Genomic DNA, 4,030 nt, shown 5'->3' with positions numbered 1-4,030 from the left:
ATCCCCGACTGCGGCCCCTGGTGCTGGTCCTGGGCGCCGCCGCGCCGCTGTTGGCCCTGGGCCTCTACGGGCTGGTGGGCGCGCTCGGCGTGCCCGATCAGCCGTTCCTGGTGCGCGTGGCCCAGTGGCGCAACACCGACCCCGTCCAGCTGGAGCCGGCGAAGATCGCCGCGGTGCTGGAGCAGATCGCCCGCCAGCGTCCCACCGATCCCGAACCGCTGAAGAACCTGGCCCTGGCCCGGATGGCGGCCGGCGACGCCTCCGGCGCGTCCCAGGCCCTGCGCCGCGCCGTGATCCTGGCGCCGAACCGCGCCGACCTGTGGACCGGGCTGGGCGAGACCTTCGTGGCCGAGGGCCAGGGCGAGATCGGGGCCGACGCCCGCAAGGCCTTCGCCGAGGCGCTCAAGCGCGACCCCGCCAACACCAGCGCCCGCTACCACCTGGGCCTGGCCCGGATCATCGACGGCGACGTCGAGGGCGGCCTGGCCGACTGGAAGGCGCTGCTGGCCGACCTGCCGCCCAACGATCCGCGCCGCATGGGCTTTGGCCGCCAGATCGCCCAGGTCGAGGCCGAGGGCGGCCTGCCGCCGTCGGCCGCCCCGACCGGACGGCCCGCCGAGACGGCTGGGGACGGCGATGTCCAGGCCATGATCCAGGGCATGGTCGCGGGCTTGGCCGCCCGGCTCGAGGCCAATCCCGACGACCCCGACGGCTGGATCAAGCTGGTGCGCGCCTATTCGGTGCTGGGCGACGCCGCCCGCCGCGACGAGGCCCTGGCCAAGGCCGAGGCGCGCTACAAGGATCAGCCCAAGGTGCTGGCCGCCCTGCGCCAGGCGGCTCAAACGCCCGCCCAGAAGACCCAGCCATGAGTTTCCTGCCCAAATCCCGCAAGGCGCGCCGCCGCCTGACCGTCCTGGCCGTCGCCGCCCCGGTGGTGGCCCTGGCCGTCGGCCTGGCCCTATGGGGCATGCGCGACGCCATCTCGCTGTTCTACACCCCGGCCCAGGCCGCCGCCGCCCATGTGCCGGCCGGCCGCAAGGTGCAGCTGGGCGGGCTCGTGAAGACGGGCAGCGTCGTCAAACATCCCGACGGGCTGGTCGAGTTCGTGGTCGCCGACCAGCGGGCCACGGCCCTGGTGCGCTACCAGGGCGACCTGCCCGACCTGTTCCGCGAAGGGCAGGGCATCGTCGCCTCCGGCGCCTTCGACCAGTCCGGCGCCTTTGTCGCCAAGCAGGTGCTGGCCAAGCACGATGAGCGCTACATGCCGCGCGAAGTCTCCAAGGCCCTGAAGGAACAGGGCGAGTGGCGCGGCGACGGCGCCAAGCCGGCGTATGACGCGCCCGCCTATGCCCCGAAGACCAAGTCATGATCACCGAATTCGGGGCCTACGCCCTCGTCCTGGCCCTGGTCCTTTCGGCGCTGCAGCTGCTGTTGTCGGCGGTGGGCGGCGCGCGGCGCTCGTCGCTGCTGGCCGGAGCCGGACGCGGCGCGGCGCTTGGCGCTTTCCTCTGCACGGCCCTGACCTTCCTGGCCCTGGTCCACGCCTTCGTGGTGTCGGACTTCTCGGTGGCCAATGTCGCGGCCAACTCCCACACCGCCAAGCCCATGCTCTACAAGGTGGCCGGCGCCTGGGGCAGCCACGAGGGCTCGATGCTGCTGTGGTGCCTGGTGCTGACCGGCTACGGCGCGGCCGTGGCCCATTTCGGCGAGGCCCTGCCGCCGCGCCTGCGGGCCTATGCGATGGCGACGCAAGGCGCGCTGGGCGTGCTGTTCCTGGCCTACACCGTCTTCGCGTCCAACCCGATGGCCCGACTGTTCGACGTTCCGGTCGAGGGCGCGTCGCTGAACCCGCTGCTGCAAGACCCGGCCTTGGCCTTCCATCCGCCGTTCCTCTATTGCGGCTATGTCGGTTTTTCGGTGGTGTTCTCGTTCTCGATGGCCGCCCTGATCGAGGGTCGGGTCGACGCGGCCTGGGCCCGCTGGGTGCGGCCCTGGACCCTGGCGGCGTGGAGCTTCCTGACCGTCGGCATCACCCTGGGCGCCTTCTGGGCCTATTACGAGCTGGGCTGGGGCGGCTGGTGGTTCTGGGACCCGGTCGAGAACGCCAGCTTCATGCCCTGGCTGATCGGCACGGCCCTGCTGCATTCGGCCGTGGTGCTGGAAAAGCGCGGCGCCCTGCCGGGCTGGACGGTGTTCCTGGGGCTGGCGGCCTTCACCTTCTCGATGCTGGGCGCCTTCCTGGTGCGCTCGGGCGTGCTGACCAGCGTCCACGCCTTCGCCGTCGATCCGACGCGCGGCGTTCTGCTGCTGACCATCATGGGCGTGGCGGCCGGGGCCGGCTTCGTGCTGTTCGCCCTGCGCGCCCCCAGCCTGAACAGCGGCGGCCTGTTCGCGCCGGTCAGCCGCGAGAGCGCCATCGTCCTGAACAACATCATCCTGTCGACGGCCACGGCGGTGGTGCTGGTCGGCACCCTGTTCCCGCTGATCCGCGAGGCGATGGACGGCGAGGCCGTGTCGGTCGGCGCGCCGTTCTTCAACATGACCTTCGTGCCGCTGATGATCCTGGCCATGGCGGTGCTGCCGGCGGGGCCCCTGCTGGCCTGGAAGCGCGGCGACGCCCGGCTGGTGGTCCGCCGCCTGTGGCTGGCCCTGGCGCTGGCCGCCATCCTGGGCCTGATCGCCTTCGCCGTCGTCGCGCCCCGCAACGCCCTGGCCAGCGGCGGCCTCGTCGTCGGCTTCTGGCTGATCGGCGGCGCGCTGCTGGAGCTGGCCGAACGGGTCAAGGCCTTCCGTGCGCCGTGGGCCGAGGTCCGCCGCCGCACGACCGGCCTGCCGCGCGGCGCCTGGGGAACCACCCTGGCCCATGCGGGCCTGGGGATCTTCGTGCTGGGCGCGTCGTTCGAGACCACCTGGCGGGTCGAGGCGGCCCAGGCGCTGGGCGTGGGCGGGCAGCTGAAGCTGGGCGCCTATGAGCTGGTGCTGACCGATGTCGGCACGGTGGAGGGCGGCAACTACATCGCCGAGCGAGGCCTGGTGAAGATCACCAAGGCCGGCGCGCTGATCTGCGAGGCCAAGCCCGAGCGTCGGTTCTATCCGGCCGGCAAGCAGACCACGTCGGAAGTGGCGATCTGCCCAAGGGGTCTGGACGACCTCTATGTCGTGCTGGGCGAGCGCCGGGCGGGCGAGGGCGGCCAGCCGGCCTGGCTGGTGCGGGCCTTCGTCAATCCGTGGGTGCGGCTGATCTTCCTGGGTCCCCTGATCATGGCGATCGGCGGCCTGATCTCGTTGTCGGACCGGCGTCTGCGGTTCGGCGTGGCGCGCAAGGCGGAGACGGCGGCATGAAGCGGCTGCTGATCGCCTTGGCCGCGATCGCCTGCATGGCCGGCGCCGCCGCCGACCCGGCCGAGCGCCTGCCCGATCCCGCCCAGGAGGCCCGGGCCCGCGAGATCTTCCGCGAGGTGCGCTGCCTGGTCTGCCAGAACGAGTCGATCGACGATTCCGAGGCCGACCTGGCCGGCGACCTGCGCCAGGTCGTACGCGACCAAGTGAAGCAGGGGCGCAGCGACCCGCAGATCCGCGCGTTTCTGGTGGCGCGCTACGGCGAGTTCGTGCTGCTCAAGCCGCCGTTCTCGCTGGGCAACGCGTTGCTCTGGCTCACGCCGGGGATTGCGTTGATCTTGGGCGGTGTGCTGATGGCGTTGCTGCTGCGTCGGCGAACCGGGCCGGCGGCGGGTGGCGAAGATGCGCAGGCGCTTTCTCAGGTGGAGGAGGCGCGTCTTCAGGTGTTGTTGAAGGACGAATGACACGATTGCGCCGCGAAGACGCCGCAAGACCATCTTGAGCGTGGACGCATGATCTCTTCGAAGACCATTGCGCCTTTCGCCAGCGCAACTAGGTTCTCAAGCCAAGGACCCGGCGCCGCGCGCCGTGGGTGAGGAAAGACGTAAGATGGCTGCTAGGAAGTCTGGTTTCTTTGTCGGCGCCGTGGCCGGCGCGGGCGTGGCCTGCGCGGCCCTGGTCGGGGTGGGCA

Annotated in this window: 4 protein-coding genes; all 4 read left to right on the top strand. The window is 71.6% G+C overall.

The window, feature by feature from the left end; all coding sequences use genetic code 11:
* The coding region (locus WAL33_RS14980; RefSeq protein WP_422182318.1) for a TPR domain-containing protein at positions 1-869 on the top strand (869 nt) is incomplete at its 5' end.
* On the top strand, positions 866-1,369 hold the full coding sequence (ccmE, locus tag WAL33_RS14975; RefSeq protein ID WP_422182317.1) for a cytochrome c maturation protein CcmE: 504 nt from the start codon (positions 866-868) through the stop codon (positions 1,367-1,369). The genes WAL33_RS14980 and ccmE, both read left to right, overlap by 4 nt.
* The gene (locus WAL33_RS14970; RefSeq protein ID WP_422182316.1) at positions 1,366-3,342 is read left to right on the top strand and encodes a heme lyase CcmF/NrfE family subunit; all 1,977 of its coding nucleotides are present in this window, start codon (positions 1,366-1,368) and stop codon (positions 3,340-3,342) included. Before ccmE ends, WAL33_RS14970 begins: the two co-directional genes overlap by 4 nt.
* Positions 3,339-3,803, top strand: coding sequence for a cytochrome c-type biogenesis protein (locus WAL33_RS14965; RefSeq protein WP_422182315.1), 465 nt, complete (start codon positions 3,339-3,341; stop codon positions 3,801-3,803). Before WAL33_RS14970 ends, WAL33_RS14965 begins: the two co-directional genes overlap by 4 nt.
* The last annotated feature ends 227 nt before the right edge of the window (positions 3,804-4,030 follow it).

The sequence above is a fragment of the Caulobacter sp. genome (genome assembly GCF_049283275.1).
Taxonomy (GTDB): Bacteria; Pseudomonadota; Alphaproteobacteria; order Caulobacterales; family Caulobacteraceae; genus Caulobacter.
Note: the sequence above shows the minus strand (reverse complement) of the source record. Positions and strands in the feature narration are given on the sequence as shown.